16 protein-coding genes are annotated in these 20,755 nt (G+C 41.0%); 7 read left to right on the top strand and 9 right to left on the bottom strand.

Going from position 1 to position 20,755, the window contains the following annotated elements; genetic code table 11:
- Positions 1–17 precede the first annotated feature (17 nt).
- From K0S23_RS03715 to K0S23_RS03690, 6 genes are all read right to left on the bottom strand, one after another.
- Positions 18–1,100 (bottom strand): PEGA domain-containing protein, encoded by a 1,083-nt coding sequence (locus K0S23_RS03715; protein ID WP_300354421.1) that lies wholly within the window; start codon positions 1,098–1,100, stop codon positions 18–20.
- 158 nt (positions 1,101–1,258) lie between these two features.
- The gene (locus K0S23_RS03710) at positions 1,259–1,660 is read right to left on the bottom strand and encodes a hypothetical protein (protein WP_300354419.1); all 402 of its coding nucleotides are present in this window, start codon (positions 1,658–1,660) and stop codon (positions 1,259–1,261) included.
- An 11-nt stretch (positions 1,661–1,671) separates the two neighbouring features.
- Positions 1,672–2,118 carry an SRPBCC family protein gene (locus K0S23_RS03705; RefSeq protein WP_300354417.1) on the bottom strand — a complete coding sequence of 149 codons (447 nt, stop codon included), beginning with the start codon at positions 2,116–2,118 and terminating at the stop codon, positions 1,672–1,674.
- A gap of 30 nt (positions 2,119–2,148) precedes the next feature.
- Positions 2,149–2,526, bottom strand: a complete 378-nt coding sequence (locus K0S23_RS03700) for an iron chaperone (protein WP_300354414.1) — start codon at positions 2,524–2,526, stop codon at positions 2,149–2,151.
- A complete protein-coding gene (locus K0S23_RS03695; RefSeq protein ID WP_300354411.1) occupies positions 2,498–2,893 on the bottom strand; it encodes a DoxX family protein in 396 nt (131 codons plus the stop codon). The genes K0S23_RS03700 and K0S23_RS03695 overlap by 29 nt, the downstream gene beginning before the upstream one ends.
- A gap of 240 nt (positions 2,894–3,133) precedes the next feature.
- Positions 3,134–3,553 carry an SRPBCC family protein gene (locus K0S23_RS03690; RefSeq protein WP_300354408.1) on the bottom strand — a complete coding sequence of 140 codons (420 nt, stop codon included), beginning with the start codon at positions 3,551–3,553 and terminating at the stop codon, positions 3,134–3,136.
- Positions 3,554–3,591: 38 nt separating this feature from the next.
- On the opposite strand from K0S23_RS03690, the gene K0S23_RS03685 reads away from it, so the two are divergent.
- The gene (locus K0S23_RS03685; protein WP_300354405.1) at positions 3,592–4,662 is read left to right on the top strand and encodes a helix-turn-helix domain-containing protein; all 1,071 of its coding nucleotides are present in this window, start codon (positions 3,592–3,594) and stop codon (positions 4,660–4,662) included.
- Between the two features lie 23 nt (positions 4,663–4,685).
- Here the strand turns inward: K0S23_RS03685 and K0S23_RS03680 are convergent, their stop codons facing one another.
- Positions 4,686–6,521, bottom strand: coding sequence for an adenylate/guanylate cyclase domain-containing protein (locus K0S23_RS03680; RefSeq protein ID WP_300354402.1), 1,836 nt, complete (start codon positions 6,519–6,521; stop codon positions 4,686–4,688).
- 170 nt (positions 6,522–6,691) lie between these two features.
- Here K0S23_RS03680 and K0S23_RS03675 point away from each other — a divergent pair, with 170 nt between their 5' ends.
- The 6 genes from K0S23_RS03675 (at position 6,692) to K0S23_RS03650 (ending at position 19,523) form a co-directional block, all read left to right on the top strand.
- Complete coding sequence (locus tag K0S23_RS03675; protein ID WP_300354400.1) at positions 6,692–8,263, top strand: helix-turn-helix domain-containing protein; 1,572 nt, start codon at positions 6,692–6,694, stop codon at positions 8,261–8,263.
- Positions 8,264–8,639: 376 nt separating this feature from the next.
- Positions 8,640–9,308, top strand: coding sequence for a hypothetical protein (locus K0S23_RS03670; protein ID WP_300354398.1), 669 nt, complete (start codon positions 8,640–8,642; stop codon positions 9,306–9,308).
- Between the two features lie 2 nt (positions 9,309–9,310).
- Positions 9,311–15,064, top strand: a complete 5,754-nt coding sequence (locus K0S23_RS03665) for an Ig-like domain-containing protein (protein ID WP_300354396.1) — start codon at positions 9,311–9,313, stop codon at positions 15,062–15,064.
- Positions 15,065–15,091: 27 nt separating this feature from the next.
- Positions 15,092–16,015 (top strand): type IX secretion system membrane protein PorP/SprF, encoded by a 924-nt coding sequence (locus tag K0S23_RS03660; RefSeq protein ID WP_300354394.1) that lies wholly within the window; start codon positions 15,092–15,094, stop codon positions 16,013–16,015.
- Between the two features lie 17 nt (positions 16,016–16,032).
- On the top strand, positions 16,033–18,291 hold the full coding sequence (locus tag K0S23_RS03655; RefSeq protein WP_300354392.1) for an OmpA family protein: 2,259 nt from the start codon (positions 16,033–16,035) through the stop codon (positions 18,289–18,291).
- A gap of 485 nt (positions 18,292–18,776) precedes the next feature.
- Positions 18,777–19,523 (top strand): ice-binding family protein, encoded by a 747-nt coding sequence (locus K0S23_RS03650; protein ID WP_300354390.1) that lies wholly within the window; start codon positions 18,777–18,779, stop codon positions 19,521–19,523.
- Positions 19,524–19,624: 101 nt separating this feature from the next.
- Here the strand turns inward: K0S23_RS03650 and K0S23_RS03645 are convergent, their stop codons facing one another.
- Together K0S23_RS03645 and K0S23_RS03640 are read right to left on the bottom strand one after the other, a co-directional pair.
- Positions 19,625–19,993 carry a hypothetical protein gene (locus K0S23_RS03645; protein ID WP_300354387.1) on the bottom strand — a complete coding sequence of 123 codons (369 nt, stop codon included), beginning with the start codon at positions 19,991–19,993 and terminating at the stop codon, positions 19,625–19,627.
- 7 nt (positions 19,994–20,000) lie between these two features.
- Complete coding sequence (locus K0S23_RS03640; RefSeq protein WP_300354385.1) at positions 20,001–20,735, bottom strand: hypothetical protein; 735 nt, start codon at positions 20,733–20,735, stop codon at positions 20,001–20,003.
- Positions 20,736–20,755: the final 20 nt, after the last annotated feature.

The raw sequence follows: 20,755 nt of genomic DNA, 5'->3' as shown, positions 1-20,755 counted from the left end.
TAATGCAATTGATTTTTCTACTCCAATTCCTTTAAATGAAGGAATGCCTTTTTTAACTTTGGAATCGAGTTGGAATCCGGTACACGGACTGGGAAAGCCGAATGATAAGTAGTGGAAGAACTATTATCATGGAATTTGACCCATAAGGTCAAACAAGTACCTGAGATCACATTATTGTCACAAGGTTCTTCTTCGAATACGATTTCGCCGGCGAATGAGATGTCCTTATAATCATAGGTGCTTTCCCGGTTGTTTTCGTAATGAACTCCATTGGTTTTTTGATAGGTTTGAGTATTTGTTGTCTCAGTTAAAGAGTAGGTTCCAGTTTGTCCAGAATAAGTGAAAGCGTATGAACCGTATGACTTATCAGCTGTTTTCTGCAATTTATTATCCACTTTATCCTTGCAATAAGAACACCACAAGGTTTTAAAGTAAACCCTGCTTTGTGTTGTCAATAATTTGTTAATGTATGCAATGGTTTCTTCCCGTGTCTCATAAGGTAATTTTTCTTCTATTTTTTCAGTGAACTCACCGTTAAGCATATTTACAAAAACACTTGTGACCTGGTCCTTTTCTATTCTAACAGTTTTTGTAATGACTTTTTGTCCGTAAGAAAAAGTAATTTCATAAAGTCCTGTTGAAATTTTATCGGCCATCCATTTGTCTTTCGCTTTCGGGCTATTGTTCACACCTTCAATATCGGGGATCGTAATTTTTATTTCTATGGGAAGTGACTGAACAATCAATTTACCGGTTTCTATTGTTGCTTTTTTATCTGTCTGTCCCGTATTTCCCTGTTCACTGATGTAAACGGTGTTTTTGGTAAATGGCTTTACCTTGTAGGCAAAAACTTCTCCCGGTTTAACCGTGATGGTTTCTTCAAACGGGGTATATCCCTCCTTGACAATTTTAATGATGTTCTTACCCGGGTTTACATTTTCAATGATATAACCGTTGTATTCGGCAGTCGTTTTTCCCTTAAACTGGCTGTTCAGAAATACGGAAAGATTTGGTTCTCCGGTAACTTGGATGTAAGCAGTTTGTCCAAACATACTTGTGGAAACTAAGAGTAGTAGTAAGAAAAGAAAGGTGTTTTTCATTTTGGTTTTTTACTAATTAAGGATGGAATTTCCGGTAATTGGTTCGATTATACACCCCAATACTACGCAAAAAAAAATGAAATACACCGAGCTTAAAATAAAAACAAGCTATAGTCCCGTGAGCAAAAGAGACATGTAAAGCGGTTACCGGGATGTTGCTAAATACCCAATAACCACCTTACATCAAAAGCATCCGTTAGCTCAACCAGTTTTTGGTCATCGTAATTCTTATCGAAAACATGCTTTTTATTAAATTCCAGTTTTTCAATAAGTGCTTTTCGATCATCCCTCGTTTTGCAGTGCAGAAAAATAGACATATAATTCCCGATTTTTCTTCCTTCTTCATGCACCAGGTCCGAGCCGTGAATAATTATTCCATCAGAAATCAATGATCCGCTAACGACGGGTGTTTCTGTGTACCCCTGTAATAATTCTTTCCCAAAAGTTTCAAATTGCAATGTGCCACCAAAGCAGGATTGGTAAAATTTGAGTGCTTTTATACAATTCCCGGAGAATGTTATGAAAACCGCACTGCTTATCTTATTATTATGCTTATCCATATGGAATAAATTTAAGCGTCGGGAATTTCTGGTTCTACGAGCCTGATCAATTTATCCAGTGATTCCTGCCAACCCAAATAACACATTTCTGCCGGGATTGCCTGAGGGATTCCTTCCTGTAGCACTTTAAGTTCGGTGCCGCAGATCACCTTGTTTATCCAGATGCTTGTTGTCATTTCTCCGGGTAAATTCGGGTCGTCAAACGTATCGGTGTATTTGATAAATTCATGAGGTTTTATTTCGAGATACTCTCCGCCAAAAGAATGTCCGTTTCCCGTACTGAAATTGGTGAAGGTCATTTTGAACTTACCTCCGACCTTAAAATCCATGTGCTGTACCGTGCATAAAAACCCATATGGGGGAAGCCATGCGGAATGTGCAATTGGGTCTGCAAAGGCCCGAAACACCTTTTCCGGGCTTGCTTTAATTACTCTGTGGAGCGAAACACTATTTTTCATTTTATTGAATTTTAGTTTATGATTAATCCATTATTTTTTTGCTTTTGCCTTCTCCTCATTTTCCTTTTTCCTGAAGGTCACAATTTTTTTGATCAGTTTTTCAGGCAGTGGCCGATCCGTTGGAATCTGGATTACAGACTTGCTCGTTTTATACCCCTTCAAATCATCCTTGAAATGTTCCCAAAAAGCCTCGCTGTAAGGATGCGATAACGAAATGTGTTTAGGAAATCCACAATAGTATATCAGGTAACCATTATACTTAAAGCACGGTATCTGATAGCTGATCATTTCCTCTGCATCAGGGACCACATCCTTAATGATTTTTCGTATAATTTGCATCCTGGACAAAGTCTCACCGCTAAATACCTGGTGATATTCATCAATTGACTGATAATCTGTTTTGGCCATAACTCTGAATTTTATCGTTATAAGCATAGGAAACTGCCAAAATGGCCAGTACCACAAGCGGCATTAACATGAACCCGATGTTTTTGTCTACACAGGCATGACTAATGAATGCAAAGATTAAATTAAAAGTAAGTCCCGCGTATGCCCATTCCTTTAGCTTTTCCGGAGTTTTAGGATAGGAAATTGCCAGAACTCCAAGTACTTTACAGATAATAAGTGTATAGGCAAAGTAATCCGGATAGCCCAGGGGTTTTGTACCCGCATTTACATACTCAGGAGCAAAGATTACAGTGCTAAGCGGCATGACACCTTCCATAAGGATGATGATGGTCGTTGCCACCCAAAAAATTATTTTATACTTTTTCATCGTATTAAATTTTAGGATTTGTACAAGAAATACAGGTGATTTTATAATTTGTTGCCTGCTAGCAGGCACTCTTTATTCTTTTCCACAAATGCACAAATTAATTGCTCGCCTACCCCCGAATAACTTCGTATACGGGACAGGCGGTCTCGCTCAAATGGTGAATCTGCCGCCGCCATAAAATCAGTACATCTGCGGGAAAATTATCATTCTCTTACAAGCTAAATTTTATTAGTTTGACAATTATTTTGATTCAACATATTTTATGAAGCTGTTCATAATCGCTTGCCATCCTTGTTTTTGAAATTCAGGGTCATTTTCTGTTTCAGGGTCAAATGTGGTAGCTATTTTGGTTTGCCCGTTTTGCTCTGTAAACAAAGTCGTTGCCTTTCTTCCGTCAGGCATGGTGTAAGTAATTTCCTTATGCAGTTCTACCTGGTCATAAGTGCCTTCAAAATCAAACCCGAAACTGCCATCTCTGGCTTCCATCCGGTGCTTAAATTGCCCGCCTGTTCTCAGGTCGTTTTCACTACTTGGAGTATGCCAACTTGGATCTGCACTATTCCATTGCATAATGTCGGCCGGTGTATTCCAAGCTTCCCAAACTTTTGCTACGGGAGCATTTACTGCTGCTTCTACCGTAATTCTTGTTACTTGTGTCATTGTTGTTTTTTTTATACGTTTTATAATCCAAAAGTACAATGGAAGGTGAAATTACGACTGTTGTAAAAATGACAACTTTAGGGGTGGATTATGACAAAACATTTTTATCTTTCGATCAAATTTTGTTTGATATGCGAATTTCAGTATTTGTACCTGAGTATGGGGTAATCGAAGCCGTTACACCAGCGTTTAGAACTTTTCATACGGCCAATGAATTTTTGACAACATTCGGTAAAAAGCCTGTTTTTGAAGTAGAATATGTTGGCTTAAATGAATATGTACCTGCAAATAACGGGGAATACACAATCAAAACAAACAGGTTGCTTAAGGATGTAACTGAAACGGACTTATTGATCATACCTCCCACATTTGGCGATACCTTAAGAGGAATAGAAGCCAATGCGGAAGCGATACCTCATTTTAAAAAGTTATACGAGGAAGGAGCAAGTCTTGCCAGTTTATGCATCGGTGCCTTTCTTTTAGCTGAAACAGGTTTACTCAATGGTAAGAAATGCTCTACACATTGGGCGCATATTAATGAGTTTAAAGAAAGATACCCGGATGTGGAAGTCGAAGACGGTGCTATAATAACAGAACATGAAAATATTTACAGCAGTGGCGGAGCAAGCAGTTTATGGAATTTAATATTATACCTGGTTGAAAAGTTTGCAGACAGGGAAACGGCAGTAATGATTTCAAAATATTTTGCGCTGGATATCGGGAGAGACAGTCAATCCCAATTCGCTATATTCAGAGGGCAACGAAATCACGGTGATACTGAAATTCAAAAAGTACAGGATTATATTGAAAAAAACTATTGCGATAAGATAACAATAGAAACGTTGGCAGGTTTAATTAATACAGGCCGCAGGACCTTTGAAAGAAGATTTAAGGAGGCTACGAATAATACCTCCATGGAATATATTCAAAGAGTAAGGATCGAAGCTGCCAAAACCTTTTTTGAAGCATCCAGAAAGAATGTAACAGAAATAATGTTTGACGTAGGTTATACTGACACAAAAGCATTCAGAGATATGTTCAAAAAGATTACCGGGCTTACTCCAATTGAATATAGAAACAAGTTTGCAAGGGTTGCAAATGAGGTGTAATGATTCCGCCTCAGCAATACCTATTATTCTTCCACAAAATACATATTGATTTCTCCTTTGTTTTTTGCGGGAATTTTTCCTCTGTATGAGCATTGGAAGCGGTCTTTGACCAGTTCGTATGTTTCACCTGATATATTGATCTTGCCTTCTTCGCTGCTGCTTTCCATTCTTGATGCCGTATTTACAGTATCTCCCCAAATATCGTAGGCAAATTTTTTCAAACCTACGATTCCTGCTACTACTGGGCCCGAGTGAACTCCGATACGAATCCGGAAGGGTACCAATCCATCCGCTTCTTTTCTTAATGCCAATTCTTTCATGAATTTCCTGATCTCAATTGCCGCATTCAGAACATCAACAGCGTGAGTAGTATTTTCACCTGGCAATCCTCCCGCGGCCATATAAGCATCTCCAATGGTCTTGATCTTTTCTACACCGAATTTATCCATAATCTTGTCAAATTCTCTAAAGCATTCATCAATTTCAGCTACCAATTCTTTTGGCGACATTTGTTCTGCAATCGTTGTGAATCCAACGAAATCTGTAAAGAGTACAGTGACATTATTGAATAATTGTGCATCGGCGAATCCTTTCTTTTTGAGTTCGGAAGCCACTTCTTCAGGTAGAATATTATGAAGTAAATTCTCTGATTTTTGTTTTTCAACCGTAAGCAGTCCGTTTAGTTTTCGTTGTCTGAGATTGTTAGAAACGATAAAACCGATTACCACAAGCAGGAGTACAATTCCACCTGCAAAATAAATGAATTCTGTACGTTTCTTTAATTGTTGAATCTCAACTTCCCGTCTGTGTACTTCTGTTTCACGCTTTTTTTCCAAATCGGCAACTTGCTTCCTGGTTTCTTTTTTATTTAGTTTTCTCTGGATGGATGCATATTTTTTAAACGCGTCAAGTGCCAGCGAATGATCATTGAGTAACTCGTAAACATTGGTTTCAGCACGGTAAACTTCCTTCAGATAATCCAGGTCGTTCAGCTTGTTCAGAATGTGTTCTGCCTCTTTCAGATTGCGAATTGCTTTTTTCAGAAGTTCTTTCTTGGATTCGCTTGCTTCCGCTTCTAATTTGGCCAATTCAAAATACATTTGTCCCAAACTTAACAGACTGGTTGCTTTAAACGACTGATTATTTAATTCCTCGTAAATCTTAATTGAAGTTTCATGAGCACGGATTCCGTTCTTAAAGTCTTTACTTTCGGCATAACTGTCTCCAAGATTAGAAAGAATCCAGGCTTCATTGTTTCTGTCTCCCAATTCTCTGAATAATTTCAGGGCCTCGAGGCTAACAAGCTGTTGTTTTTTGAATTGTTTCGTTTCAAAATAAATAACCCCTTTATTTCCTAAAACCTGGGCCTCGGTTTTTTTATCCTTGCTCTTTCGTGCGATTTTCAATGCCTTATCGTATTGATCAAGTGCCATTTGATATTCTTCCAGCGGGCGGTAGACAGTTCCGATATTCATATGAAGAATGGAAGCTTCCTTCATCATGTTGTTCTTCTCAAAAACGTTGAGGGCTTTGTAATAATGTTTGAGTGCTGCCGTATAATTCGACTCAAATTTGTAGTAAGTACCGATGATATTTTGAGCCTTTCCAATTCCTTTGGGCCAGTTCAGTTTTGTCGCAAGATTCAGGCATTCGTTTGCGTAAGTCAATGATTTTTCCGGGTCGCTGTACAGGTAGTTAAAGGCGATATCTCCAAGCACTGTAACCTTATTCGTATCCTCTTTCATCATTGGCAATTCAGTCCGAAGCGAATCAATAAGTGCTTCACCCTGTTTTTGCGCCACAGACAAAAGCGGGAACATGAAAGCTATGGCGAAAATAAGTAAGAGACGAGTTATCATAAGATTATAGTATGAACGAAGTTAGCTAAAATTTGAAAAGCTCAGGTAAACTTAAGAAAGTAACTACCCGGATCAGGATTTAAATAAGAGATCTGTACCGAACGGATTTTTGGCTAATTTTGTGTGCTTAAAACACACAATTTAGTTCGCTACTAATTCCTGGAAAAAACATGAAATTCATTAAGACACTTGTATTCACTTGTTTCTCAGTAAGCAGTGTGGGGGCTCAGAAGGCGGCGGATCAGCGTAAATTTGACAGTATTTACTTCGCTACGGCAGTAACCGTTGCGGCGGAGGATATCAATAAGGCGACCCGGATCGCAGATTCTTTGTACCGACATTCGAAACCCGAGATTTTCCGTCTGAAAGCATTGATGCTTTCTTCTTCCTTGTTCCAGCAAAAAGGAGACATCAAAAAATCTGTTCAGTATGCTGTGAAAGCCGATTCTATTGCTGTAAGTCAGCAGTTTTACGATTGGGAAGCGCGGATAGCAGGCTTTTTATCGACACAGTACCGGATCATGGGCTTGTACGAAGAAGGAGAAGAGTACCTGGAGAAAGGTAAGAATGTCAGCAACAAAATTGAAAATGAACAGATGAAGAAGCTGTATCTTGGGATGATCTACCAGGAAACGGCTTATTATGAGATCGAATACGAAAAGTATAAAAAGGCTTACAAAGCAGCAAAAACTGCGGATAATTATTTTAAGCAACTGACTTATAGTGAACAGGACAGGGATTATTTCTTAGCCACCAATGAGCAACTTCTCGGACAAATTTGTACCGAGCTAAAAAAATGGGACGAAGCTTATGATCATTATACCAAAGCACAGGAAAAGCTGACAAAAGTAACCCAGGAGAACGCCATGTTGAGTGGATTCATATATAGCGGATTGGGAAGAGTTTACCTGGAGAAAAACGATCTGAAAGCTGCTTTCGAGAATCTTCAGAAAGCAGAGAAAATAGTGGAAAAGTCCGATTACCTGGAACTGAAAATCGAAGTCTATAAAACATTGGCGGATTATTACCAGCTTTCAAAAGATTTTGCGAAGTATTCGGAATACAATGACAAGTACGTTGAATCCCTTGAACTAAGCGAAAAAAAGAAGAAGGAATCTATTACCGACTTTGTAAAAACGACAAAATCGGAAGGAAAAGTTCTTGCATATAACAAGAACGTGCTCCTGATCGTATCCATTGCACTGTGCGTGCTGGTAGTGCTTATCATTATATGGCACAGAAGAAGTCGTAAACGCGACCGTGAACGCTTCAGAGAAGTCATGAACAGGATGAAACAAGCTCAGCTTGATCGCGAACAGGAAAAATTACAGCCTGAAGTATCCGAGAAGAAAGATCCCAATCGAAAAATCATGTCGGATGCTATTGAAGCAAAGATATTGAAGGATCTGAAAGACTTTGAAAGCGGAAACAAATACACCGACAAACAAATCTCACTTTCTATGCTGGCGGGAATGCTGAATACCAATACGAAATACCTTTCCCATGTATTGAACACTTACCTGAACAAGGATTTTAACACCTATATCAATGAACTTCGCATCAAATACATTATTGAAAAGATCGAACAGAACGAGAAATTCAAAAACTATAAATTAAGTGTTCTAGCGGAAGAGTGTGGTTTTTCCTCACACAGTAAATTTTCTGCTGTATTTAAATCTGTTACTGGGCTTTCTCCATCTACGTTTTTAGCCTATATGGAAGAAAGCAGAGGGACGAATTAATAAGCTCCGAGGGGATTCTGAAATCTTAAAAATTGAAAATGCAGGTACCTGCGTGAAGACTGTTTGCTTTGTCAGACAGTCTTTTTTTCTTCCGGGAAAACTGAAAACAAGCTTTTTGATTACTGAATTTTAGCTGTTTCAACCGATCACTACAACGATATTGTCCTTCCAGGCCGGAAACAGGATCTGAATTGAAAAGCACCACCTCTATTTAAGGCTAAATACCTGGTTATTATTTCTTTACGTGTTGTTTGCGGGAGCTTTTAGCCTGTTTAAATTCATGAATCCGGACATACATCTTCCCCTAAAGAAGGACCATTGCGGTCTACCTTCGCAGCAAATTTCAAAACAATAACTAAAAATAATTTTTTTAATTATGAAAAAACTATTCACCGTGTTGGGATTCTCCTGGATATGCTTATTTGCATCCGGAAGCGGAATCCGGACACCATTTTCATGTGAAGATGATGTTAGCGTCCTGCAAAGCCATTATTCGATTTGCTTTGGTGATGCTATAGAGGCGGGGGTGTCCACAGATCTTTCATTAGCCATTTCATGGAGAGTTGCTCCTCAGACAGGAGTTAGTAAAGGATCCGGTTTGGGAAAAACAACCGGAAACCTGGTTTTCTCACAACCCGGAACATACCAGATTACATTTAATATTCCTGCCCACGGGGATCATCCTGCTAAAACAGAAACCGTTACGGTAGAAGTTAGCAGTGCCAAACTCATTTTTGACCTGGAGCATCCTGTCTTTTCAAAACAACTCAAAACAGGAGATGCGTCGGGAATTGTAATGACGGTACCTGTAATGGTAAAAACGTATGACGGAAAAGCATACAACTATACCATGCGGGAAGTTCAGACAACAGGAGTTGCCAACGTTTCTTCCCATTTGAAAAATGACAAGGCAGTATTGAAAGACGGTTTGAATGAGCTTTCATTCGAATTGTCCGGTGCAGTTCCCACAAAGGGGAACATTCAATTTCGTGTTTACGATGCGAAGGGAGAAGCTCAATTTTTTACTTACTCAATTACGAACTAAAGATGAGAAAGAAAATCCTTTTTAATAAAGCAAGGTTTCACTCTGCAATTATTGGTCTTGGGTCTCTGACATTTTTTGCTTCAGCGGTTCAGGCACAATCTTCAGGTTGTAACCCGCTTCAGCCATATGATCAGATCCAATCCGGATTCCACACGACAATTGCTTCCCGTCCGGATGGTACATTCCTGATTTGGGGTGCGGGTTCAACAGCTAATGGAAATGGAGCAGCGGCGGCGAGACATTTATCACCGGTGGTAATTGAGCCAAATCCGGGAATTCCTGCACAACATTACAATTATACGGGAGATCCGTTGTTTGCAACATTGGCTACTCAATCTTCCTCTACAACCCAGGCATTTGTCCTCTCTACAGACGGACTTTACTCATGGGGTGCCAATAACGTTGCAGTAGGAACGGGATTGGATAATCTTACAGGGTTTGCACAGATCGCTATGCCTGTAGGAGTTGTTCCAACAGACATTAAGAATATGATTGCTTCCTGGGGGGCCTTGGTATTGCTAACACATTCGGGAGAAGTATATGTAAGTGGGCGCAACGATGCCATTCACGGAATCGGGGGAACCTCGCCGGGAGCCGCAGAGAACTATTGGGCAAGAGTAACCAGAGATATAACAGGAAACCCTCCGCTTAGTGGAGTAGTTGATATCCGGGTTACTCCTGTCGGGGCTTTTGCAGTAACTTCTACCGGTCAATGGTATACCTGGGGACCAAGATGTTATCGTGGTGATGGTACGGCAGTAGCTACTTACGATCGTGCAGTGGCGATGACTACGCCGTTTGCAGGTCTTCCTGTTATGATTGCCATGACAGCTGATTTCGGTAATAACACCTGGAATGATGCCAGCAACAGGGCAAGTTATTTTGCTATTAACCCAGCAGATAATAAATTGTATGCACTTGGAAGTAACGGAAACGGACAGCTTGGACAGGGGAATACAACCAATTCTACCGGATGGGTACCTGTAAGAAACTCAACAAATACAGCAGATCTTGATAACGTTATTTTTGTTTCTGCAAACGACAATGACGGATCGCCCGGTACACCCAATGCTTCTGTTTCGGTAATTCTTTCCAGCGGAGATTTGTGGTCATGGGGTTCTAACAACAACGAAATGATCGGTGTACCCGGAGGGACAGGTAATCATACACTGCCAAAAGTTCCCAATGGATTTACACCCGGAACGGATAACGCAACATATGTCGAGATCGGTGGGCATACCACAGCTATCATGAAATTATGTGCTGAAAGGTACTGTTACATGGGACACAAAATTGACGGTTCAATGGGAGACGGCGTATCGGGAACGAGCACTGTTTCTACATTTGACTGCGCCAACACACCAATCGGTTTGATTTGTGGTTCCAGTACATACGATGCGGGAGATGCGCCACTTTCTTATGATAGCGGAAATCCTGCAGCACATTATTATATGTGTGGAGATGAGATCTACCTGGGAGCAAGCCAGCCGGATCCGGACAATGGACTAAGTAATAACGTTACATCAGGTGCAAACAATACCGGAACAAATGGTGACGGAGCGGATGAGGACGGATTAGTAACGCCTTTGTCGCATACGACTGTTAATCCGAATTTCTCAACTACATTATCCTACACAAATAATTCAGGGACACCTGCCAATGTTTACGCATGGGTTGACTGGAATAATGATGGAGTATTTTCGCAGGATGAGGTCTTTACTGCTTCAGTTCCTACAGCTGCTACTGCGCAGTCAATCAATCTCGTATGGAATGCTATTTCAACTGCTTGCGGAAATAAATATGCACGTATCAGAATAACCACTGAGACATTAACTGACGATCCGGCAACTGCGACAATCGATGAAAGAAGTTTTGGACCGGTTATTCATGGTGAAGTAGAAGACTTCTTAGTGGATGTAGATATCCTGACAGATCTTGCAGGTGACTGTGACGGAGATGGAGTAACAAACGGACAGGAAATCACTGATGGGACAGATCCCGGAAGTGCTTGTAATTTTCTTTTGGCAAGTCAGGGTACACCGGACGCATCATGGAATGCAAGTGATTGTGACGGTGACGGAGTAACTAACGAACAAGAAGTTACAGACGGAACGGACCCATTGGATCCATGTGAATTGCTTATGGCAAGTACGACACTTCCTCAGAGCGGAGCATGGCTGAACGGCGACTGCGACGGTGATGGAGTAACTAACGGAGATGAGGCAACAGATGGAACTGATCCAAATGATCCGTGTGATTTTGTTTTGACAAGTCAAAGTATGATACCGGATATGGCATGGAATACGAATGACTGTGATGGTGACGGAGTAACAAACAGTACGGAAGTAACAGATGGTACGAATCCCCTGAATCCGTGTGAATTTAATGCTGCACATATTACTTTAGCAGTAACAGCAACAAACTGTCCTCCTATAGCAAACGGGAATACAGCAACTACGAACGAGGATACTCCTGTTGTGATTGATGTACCTTCAAATGATACGGATTCTGATGGCAACCTGGATGAAACAAGTGTAACGGTTGTTACACCTCCGTCCAATGGCAATGTAACAGTTGATCCAGTTACAGGTGAAATTTCATATACACCAAATCCGAATTTTAATGGAATCGACACGCTGATCTATTCGATCTGTGATACCGGAATGCCGGTATATTGTGATACTGCAATGGTTATTATCACGGTAAATCCAATCAATGATGCTCCGGTAGCGAATGGAGATACTGCGACTACCAATGAAGACACTCCGGTCGTAGTTGATGTACCTTCAAATGATACGGACCTTGACGGAAACCTGGATGAAACAAGTGTAACGGTTGTTACTCCACCATCCAATGGCAATGTAACAGTTGATCCCGTAACAGGTGAGATTACCTATACTCCGGATCCCGGGTTTAGCGGAAACGATACCTTGATTTACTCGATCTGTGATACAGGAATGCCTGTGTTGTGTGATACAGCACTGGTAATTATCACGGTAAATCCAATCAACGATGGTCCGACAGCTAACGGTGACGCGACAACGACCAATGAAGATACTCCGGTTGTGGTCGATGTACCTTCAAATGACACGGACCTTGATGGTAACCTGGATGAAACAAGTGTAACAGTTGTTACGCCTCCATCCAATGGTACGGTGACAGTTGATCCTGTTACAGGTGAGATTACCTATACTCCTGATGCGAACTTTAATGGGATTGACACCCTGGTCTATTCGATCTGTGATACAGGAATGCCTGTGTTGTGTGATACAGCATTGCTTATTATTACGGTAAATCCAATCATTGATGCTCCAGTAGCTAATGATGATAACGCAACTACCAATGAAGATACTCCGGTTGTTGTCGATGTACCTTCAAACGATACAGATGCGGACGGCAACCTGGATGAAACAAGTGTAACTGTTGTAACACCACCATCTAATGGTACGGTAACAGTTGATCCTGTCACAGGTGAGATCACCTATACTCCGGATTCCGGGTTTAGTGGAAACGATACCTTGATTTACTCGATCTGTGATACAGGAATGCCTGTGTTGTGTGATACAGCATTGCTTATTATTACGGTGAATCCAATCAATGATGCTCCAACAGCTAACGGTGATGCGGCAACTACCAATGAAGAAATTCCGGTGGTAATCAATGTACCTTCAAATGATACGGATGTTGACGGTAACCTGGATGAGACAAGTGTAACAGTTGTTACGCCTCCGTCTAATGGTACGGTAACAGTTGATCCTGTTACAGGTGAGATCACCTATACTCCGGATTCAGGGTTTAGCGGAAATGATACCTTGATTTATTCGATCTGTGATACAGGAATGCCGGTATTATGTGATACCGCAATGGTTATTATTACGGTAGTACCATGTTTGTCTAATCCTTTAAACGATTGTGACGGGGATGGAATAAGCAATGGAGATGAAATAACAGACGGAACGGATCCGAATGATCCGTGTGACCTTACATTGGCAAGTCAAACGCTAACACCAAGTACCGTTTGGAATACTTCCGACTGTGACGGTGATGGTGTAACAAATGGTACTGAAGTAACAGATGGCAATGACCCGCTTGATCCTTGTGACTTTACATTAACTAGCCAGACTGTAGCACCGAATAGTGCCTGGAACAATTCGGATTGTGATGGTGACGGTGTGACAAATGGTACTGAGGTAACAGATGGCGATGATCCACTTGATCCATGTGATTTCGTATTGACAAGCCAGACTGTGTTAACAAGTACAGCATGGAACAACTCGGATTGTGATCAGGATGGAGTACCGAATGGTCAGGAAGTAACTGACGGAACGGATCCGCTTGTTCCTTGTAACTACAATGTAGCAAGTCAAAATACCGCAAATGCAGGGCCACTATGGAATAATGCAGATTGCGATGGTGATGGAGTACTTAACGGTACTGAATTAACAGATAACACGGATCCGCTTGATCCATGTGACTTTATATTGACGAGTCAAACTGTAACACCGGATACAAGCTGGAATACTTCAGATTGTGACGGTGACGGTGTGACTAACGGAACAGAATTAACGGATGGAACTGATCCGAATAATCCATGTGACCTTACATTGGCAAACCAGACGGTGACACCAAATACAGCCTGGAACACTGCAGATTGTGATGGTGACGGAGTTCCGAATGGAACAGAATTAACAGACGGTACCGATCCGACCAACCCATGTGATTTTGAATTGGCAAGTCAGACTGCAACACCAGGTACACTTTGGAATAATGCAGATTGCGATGATGACGGCGTGACGAATGGAACTGAACTAACAGATGGTACTAATCCGAATGATCCATGTGATTTCGAGTTTGCAAGTCAAACCGTGACACCAAACACAGCATGGAACGCTGCAGATTGTGACGGTGATGGAGTTCCGAATGGTACGGAAGTAACCGATGGTACTGATCCGACTGCTCCATGTGACTTTACTTTGGTAAGTCAGACATTAACACCAAACACGGCTTGGAATACTGCAGACTGCGATGGTGATGGAGTTCCGAATGGTACAGAAGTAACAGATGGTACTGACCCGAATAATCCATGTGAATTTACATTGGCAAATCAGACAGCGACACCAGGTTCGGCTTGGAATACTGCAGATTGTGACGGTGACGGAGTTACTAACGGACAGGAAGTAACGGACGGAACAAACCCGATGAATCCGTGTGATTACAATGGATCAAATGTTACACTCACACAAGGAGGAATGTGGAATACTGCTGATTGTGATGGGGATGGAGTGATTAATGGCACTGAAGTGAGTGATGGCACGAATCCAAACAATCCGTGTGATCTTTTAGTGGCAAGTCAGACAGTAACACCTGATGCAGCCTGGAATAACGGAGACTGTGATGGAGACGGCATTACGAACGGTGAGGAAGTATCCGGAAGTTCTAATCCATTGGACGGATGTGATCCGAAAAACTGCGGTATTGTTATACCGAATGCATTTACACCGGATGGTGATGGTATCAATGAAGTATGGGTAATTGAAGGGATAGAAAATTATCCGGACAACGAGGTGATGATATACAACCGCTGGGGGAACCTAGTATACTCGGCAGACAAATACCTGAACACCTGGGGTGGTACATCCGACAGTAATCTGAATGTTGGGGGAGAAGAACTTCCAACGGGAACATATTACTATGTAATTGATACCAAAGATGAAACTGCGGGTGTATTGAAAGGGTATGTATACATCCAACGTTAAGAATAGAAATTTTTCAAAATTGAAAAAATGAAAACAATACAATTTTTAGTAGCTTGTTTCACACTGGTGCTTATTGGAAGCACCAGTGCAAGCGCACAGCAGGACCCTCATTATACGCAGTATTTTGACAACATGCTGTTCATCAATCCGGCTTATGCGGGAAGCAGAGGAATGTTGAATATGACAGCAATCCACCGCGAACAATGGGTAGGATTTGAAGGAAGACCGCGTTCTTCGACATTCAGTATTCATTCACCTTTATCATACGAATCCGTAGGATTGGGATTGACGGCGGTTAACGATAATGTAGGACCTATGAATCAAACCATGTTTTACGCTGATGCTTCTTATACCATTAAGTTTAAAAAGCACAAAGGGAAACTTGCATTTGGAGTAAAAGGAGGAATTAATCTGATCAATATCGGAAGAGACGGGTTGAATACAGGTAATCCGGATGATCCGAAATTATTGCAGAACGTACAAAATTATATCAATCCAAATTTTGGAGCTGGGATTTATTACCACACCCCCGGATTTTTTATAGGAGTAAGTTCCCCGAAGATCATCGAGCAAAGTTATGACGGAGTGAGCACGACCAATTTAGAACGCCGGCATTATTTCGGAACAATAGGAGGGGTTATCGGTTTGTCAAACAAATGGAAGCTGAGACCGACATCTTTGGTAAAAATAACGGAAAATGCCCCTTTGAGTCTGGATATGACCCTGGCGGCGATCTACAATGAGAAAGTGTGGTTTGGTGCGAATTACCGCCTGCAGGCAGCTTTCGGAGCTTTCGTACAGGTACAGCTTTCTCCTCAGTTTAAAATTGGAATAGCGAGTGATTTCGGGACTCAAAAATTGAGAAATTATAATGACGGATCGTTTGAAATCATGGCATCTTATGATTTCACTTTCAAAAAAGAAGGTATCCGTTCACCTCGTTATTTCTAATCAACTAAAACACAAACATGAAAACAATATTATTAGCAATTATTTGCAGTGTTTCATTATCAGTATGGGGGCAATCGGGGAAACTGAAAAAAGCGGATAATTATTTTAACAGGTTATCCTATGCCTACGCTGCCGAATTATATGAAGAACTCATTGGTTCGGAGGTTGACAGTCCTGCACTGAAAAGCAAACTGGCTTATAGTTACCTGAAAATGGATAATTATACGAAATCGGTTGATTATTACAGCAAAATGATCACTTCTTCAGAAGCGAAACCCGATGATTATTATAATTATTCACAGGTATTAAAGCAAACCGGCAATTATTCCGAAAGTGATAAATGGATGAATAAATACAGCGAATCGGTTACCGCAGATATCAGAAGCCAGTTGTTCTTGTCAAACACAGCGTACAAGTCTAAGATAGAAAAGAACCAGGCATTTTTTTCCTTGGAGAACCTTGCTCTGAATACTTCTTCGGCAGATTTCGGAGGATATTACAATTCGAAACAAGACCAGGTCTATTTCATCACGGCAAGAAAGAAAAGAGCCTTTGTGAAGAATGAGTGGTCCTGGGACGCAAGAAGATTCCTCGATTTGTACCAGGTTTCTGTCAGTAAGGAAAATAAATTGGGGACTCCGGAACGCGTTTCCAAAGTAAATACCAAATTCCACGAAGGACCTGTAGCTTTTGCACCTGACGGAAAAAAAGCTTACTTCACACGGAATAATATTTCATCCGGCAGCAAGAGACGTGACGGACAGAAAATTCAAAACCTGAAGGTCTATATTGCCGACATTGATGAAAATGGAAATTTGGTAAACGAAACGGAATTCCCTTACAATTCGAAAGATTATTCCGTAGGTCATCCGACAATCACTGCTGATGGAAAAACGATGTATCTTGTGTCAGACAAACCAGGAGGCATCGGTGGGGCGGATATTTACAAAGTAGCCATTTCGGATAACGGAACATTTGGAGAAATGATCAACCTTGGTAACAAGATCAATACGGAAGGACAAGAAATGTTCCCGTTCATTGATACCGAAGGTCGCTTGTTCTTTTCGACAGACGGTCATCCCGGATTGGGAGGATTGGATGTGTTTGTCGCTTTTTTTGATAAAGGAACGATCGGAAAAATCCACAGTCTCGGATTACCAGTCAATAGCCAATTTGATGATTTCGCATTCAACATGTCGAAAGATTTCAAAACCGGATTTCTTTCTTCTAACCGCGATGGCGGCAAAGGAGGAGATGATATCTATTCAGTGCAATTACTTCGCCCGTTTGTGTTTGGTGTAACAATCAAAGGAACCGCAAAGGATAAAAAAGGTGGAATTGTACCGTTTGCAAAAATTGATTTGAAAGATGACAAAGGAAACATCATTGAAACAGTTACAGCTGATGAAAACGGGGCATATACTTTTGAGGCCGAATACGAGAAAAATTATGGATTAGGAGGCACAAAAGCAGATTATTTCGCCGGAAAAAACACTGCAAGTACTTTTACGAACGAACAAGTAGTTATAGCCGATGTTGTACTGGAAAAAGATCCGGGCTTGTCACTGTATGCTTTGATTACAGACAAGAAAACGGGTAATCCTTTGCAAGGAGTTAAGGTTTTCTTAGTTGACAACATGACCGGGCAGTCAAAACAAATTGAAACCCCTGCAAGCGGAGATTTCAGAGAAGCATTATTCGGAAAGAAATTGAATGACCGCGGAAGTTATAACCTGGTTCTTCAAAAAGAAGGATACTTCTCCAAAACGATCACATACAATACACTTTTCGACAGACCGGGACAATACGACGTTCACGGAAAGCTGGATTTGGGTATGGACCCGGAAGTAAAGGATTTAGCTGAAATGATCCAGATCAACCCGATCAATTTCGATTTGAATAAGTTCAACATCCGTCCTGATGCAGCTAAGGAGCTGGATAAGATTGTCGAAGTAATGAACAAATATCCCTACATGGTGGTGGAATTGGGTTCACATACCGATTGTCGCGCATCGAAAGCATACAACATCAAATTGTCTGACAAACGTGCAAAAGCTTCTGCTGAATACATTAAGAAGAAAATTACCAATCCGGAACGTATTTACGGAAAAGGATACGGAGAATCCCGTTTGCTCAATGGCTGCGAATGCGAAGGAGCTGTTAAATCCGATTGTTCGGAAGAGGAACATCAGAAAAACAGGAGAACAGAATTCAAGGTCATTTCTACCGGGGATGATAAATTAAAAGTAAAGAATACCAGTACGGACAGTTTCTAATAATTACTACAACCAAGGGTGTTTTAAACACTGACTTTTAAAACCGGTGAAAGGGTGGAAAGGGGCGTAATCGCGTAAAGTGATTGCGCTCTTTTTTTGTGGAATTTTTCATTACCTAATAAAGATACAACTCTATTTTCAACTAAAAGTTACTTTTTCAGATAATTGTATATCACAATTGAGCTTTTTCACTGCTGTTTAATACTCAATAGCCTGAATTCCATGTTTCTCAAAGTGCTCCATATCGAGTTGTTCGGCAGAATGTTCTTTCCAATCTGGAGAAAGCTTATCAGCTTACGGAATAAGGAAGTTCTCAATTAATTTTCAGGGTCAGTGCCACACTCAGTAATTCTCTGGACCTGATTAGTCCGGTATCAGAATAAATCACAATATTCACTCTAAGCGGAAGACTTTCTGTCGGGCGCTGGATTAAAAGGCCTACCTTCACCTTGTTGTGAAAATTCTTTCACAGATCAATTTACATTATGTTTATCAAAAAACTACTGCCCGCATTTGCACTTGCACTGGTGTTTACCACTGTTGCCTGCAAGAAAGATAAACCCGCACCTTCAACTCCCGGAACACTTACGGAGATCCCCTTGCAAACAACCATACAGTCAGACATTCCATTGGGAGCAGCAGATAACTTCGCAATTCTTGCCGGATCCGGAATTACCAATACCGGAGCCACCGTTATTAATGGTGATATGGGGTTGAGCCCGGGAACTTCGGTTGGCGGATTTCCTCCGGGAATACTGAACGGAACGCTTAACATCAATAACGCCAGTGCGAACCAGTCAAAACTGGATATTGCAGCAGCTTATGATAATGCCAAAAACAGAACGGCAACCGACATCGTGACGCTTTCCGGCAACATCGGCGGACTGACACTTACTCCCGGTCTTTATAAGTCCACATCTTCACTGGCACTTTCTTCAGGGAACGTAACTTTTGATGCCCAGGGTAATGCTGATGCAGTTTTCATCATCCAGATCGCTTCCGCATTCACGGCAACATCCGGAAGACAAGTGATCCTGGCAGGAGGTGCACAATCTTCCAATATTTTCTGGCAGGTCGGGAGTTCTGCTACCTTCGGAACTACCTCTGTATTTAAAGGAACAATCATCGCACTTCAGTCGATTTCCTTTAACACAGGTGCAACTTTGGACGGACGTGCTCTTTCGCGAAACGGAGCAGTGACGATGTCCGGCAATACGATTACGAAAGAATAAATTTTTAATATATTAAAAAGCGCTATACCGAAAGGATAGCGCTTTTTTTGTGAAAGAATCTTTAGTTGTTATAATGTTCTTCGGAATTGTCGACAGTTGTTTTATTTAACCACCCTGACATAGTTTACCTTCTTTCTTTCCCCGTTTGAACTGCACACGCTTCCTCCGCCAACATGACTTGTGCGAAGGTTCAGTTCAACTGAAAAAATTCCTGGCTGGTTAAATTTAACTTTTGCATGCGGAGTTGTCGGACTTGTTGGAGTTGCTCCCCAAATCAACCAGTTAAATTCCCGCTTCTCACAAATATTTCCGATGATGGATTTTATGGTGTATTCTCTGCCTGCCTGCAGTGTAACTTCTGTAGCATCTTCACTAAAACCTTCAAAATAGAAGTCTACAAAAGCAATTTCTCCGACCTGCTTATTATCAGATGAGCTTTGATCTGATCCCGGTGTATTTTTTGTTTCCATGGTTTGTTTATTTATCAGAATTTAAAGAGATTGTTTCGCTGTCAGTCCATTCCTCGAAGTGGTCCACTTCTTTAACTCTCAGAATTTTTCGTGTATTCAGATCATTATTGATAAAATAACCGACAGCTGTTTTCGCACCAAAGGGTGTATAGGAAGTCTCGCATTTCCATGCAATAACATATGGCTGGTTAGCATCAAAATTTCCCATGGGAACAACCGTACCATTAGAGATTTGATAACTGTTGGATAAATCAACATCCGAATTATTTACGGTTATATTGACAAACCTGGCAAACGGGCCGGAATCAAAAGGAAACCATCCGATATATAAGGAGACTTGTGGCTTAAGTTCTGCAAATAGGATATCTTCTTCCCATTTTTGGTCTTTGGAAACGTCAACATTACGGGTGTCAGCAAGTGGCAGATCGAGCTTGTCGACATAGGCATGAAAATCGTCACAGCTTTTTGCGCTCAAAGTATATTGGGTAAGGCCCAGAATTAGTTCGAATACATTTTGCTGTTCGTCACAAATGGATTTTAAGGGCATATTTATCTTGATGTACTGGCCAATGTGCATTAGGAAATACAATCCGTCTGTCCCCGCATATTTTGAGCACCGGCTTAATATGTATTCCTCATTCAGGTAAGTCATTCTTCCGATTCGTTTCTTTTCATTAATTGAAATCTTGAACTCATAGGTAGCACCCAAATGATCTGTAATATTCGCAGAATAGTCTTTCATAGCTTGTTTTTTTTAGATTA

The organism is Fluviicola sp. (genome assembly GCF_029266855.1).
In the GTDB taxonomy this organism is placed as follows: domain Bacteria; phylum Bacteroidota; class Bacteroidia; order Flavobacteriales_D; family Crocinitomicaceae; genus Fluviicola.
Note: the sequence above shows the minus strand (reverse complement) of the source record. Positions and strands in the feature narration are given on the sequence as shown.